2 protein-coding genes are annotated in these 1562 nt (G+C 66.8%); both read right to left on the bottom strand.

The window, feature by feature from the left end:
• A partial coding sequence (locus VGK20_00185; GenBank protein ID HEY2772442.1) for a BTAD domain-containing putative transcriptional regulator occupies positions 1-1243 on the bottom strand: 1243 nt, incomplete at its 3' end.
• 21 nt (positions 1244-1264) lie between these two features.
• Entirely contained in the window at positions 1265-1513 is a 249-nt protein-coding gene (locus VGK20_00180) for a hypothetical protein (GenBank protein ID HEY2772441.1), read from the bottom strand.
• Positions 1514-1562: the final 49 nt, after the last annotated feature.

The following is a 1562-nucleotide window of genomic DNA, read 5'->3' as shown; positions in this document are numbered from 1 at the left end:
TGAGATCATTTGTTGACCGGCCGGCCGAACGCGCGGTTTCGGCGACCTGCAATGCCGGTTCGATAACGCCAACGACGCTCGACGCGACCTTGTCCTGGAGGCCGAAGACATCTTCCAGCGTGCCGTCGAAGCGGTCGGCCCAGAGATGCGCACCGGTGGCCGCGTCGATCAGCTGGCCGGTAATGCGAATCCGGTTGCCGCTCTTGCGCACCGAGCCTTCGAGCACATAGCGCACGCCCAATTCGCGCCCGACCTGCTTCACATCGACCGCTTGCCCTTTGTATGTAAAACTCGAATTCCGGGCGAGGACGAACAGCCAGCGGATGCGCGACAGCGCAGCAATGATCTCCTCGACCATGCCGTCGACGAAATATTCCTGCTCCGGGTCGCTGCTCATGTTCTGAAACGGCAACACCGCTATCGACGGCTTGTCGGGCAGAGGCAGGGTGGTCGCGGCGGGTATGGCCGATGCCGGCGCAGATGCCGGCCGAGCGCGGTAGACGCACACCTGCCGGGCGATGTTCTTCAGCGCCGGCTCGCCGCTGTCGCGAAATTCGGTCTCGATCTTGCCCCGAACCTGACGGAACGCGTCCTCCGAGATGCAGATCCCGCCGGGTTCGGCGATACCTTCGCCGCCGTGATCGCCGGCCGGGTCCGGAGGCCGTGCCGCCGTCGGGGCGGTCAGCGCGTGCCACGCCGCCTCCAGCACGCCGGTGGCTGGTACCCCCAATTTCGTCAGCAGCCGCCGGCCGATGTCGTACTGCCGCTGCGCCTCATCGCGGCGGCCGCACCGTCCGAGGAGCGATACGAGGCGGGCGCGGAAGGCTTCCTCGGCGACCTCGATCCGCACCAGCGTGCGAGCGTACGGCAGCGCGCGCCCGGGGTCTTCGGCGAGGCGTCCGACCAGCGTGTCGAGGATGCGCACCCGTGCGATGCGCGCATCCTCTCGCTCGGCGGTGCACCAGGCTTGGAATTCATGGCACGCTGGCAGGTCGAGCCCTTCGAGAAACTCTCCGCGGAACGACTCGGCCAAGTCGACAAGCCGCTCGGTCGTGGCCGTCTCGATGCCGCTGGCGAGCGCCCGGCGCACCTCGAATAGGTCGACCGAGATACCGCCTGTAACGAAAGCGACGGTCTCCCGGTCGGCGACGACGTGCTCGCCCGGCCGATCGAGCAAAGCCCGCAGCTTGCTGAGGCTCCAGCGCAGCGCCCCGCGTGGATCGTCCGGGATCTCCCAAAACATCGCGCACAGCCTGTCGCGCCGCTACGGCCGGCGGACAACGGCCAGATAGGCGAGCAGGGCACGCGTTTTTTTCGACGGCGGCAGCGCAAGGAAGGTGCCGTCCTTTTCGACCTCGATCTCTCCCAGGAGGCGAAGGACTAGCCCCTCGCCGTGAGGCGGGCTGTCGGACATCGCTCCGGGGGCTCCCTGCGCGGCATCACGGAAAACGGCGGCAGCAATCGTCGATTTCCACGCTCTTTCGTCGGCATGTGACCCCTTTTCCACGCTCATTACAACGCTCATTCCCGCGCTCGCGGCTTATTTCGACTGGGCGGCCGAC

The sequence above is a fragment of the Candidatus Binatia bacterium genome, from assembly GCA_036493895.1.
GTDB lineage: Bacteria > Desulfobacterota > Binatia > UBA1149 > CAITLU01 > DATNBU01.
The sequence above is the reverse complement of the archived record's forward strand: the minus strand, read 5'-3'. Positions and strand labels throughout refer to the sequence as shown.

Bases quoted from the DNA above. Each gene is read 5' to 3' on its own strand.
- VGK20_00180 (HEY2772441.1), bottom strand. From the start codon at position 1,513: ATGAGCGTGGAAAAGGGGTCACATGCCGACGAAAGAGCGTGGAAATCG.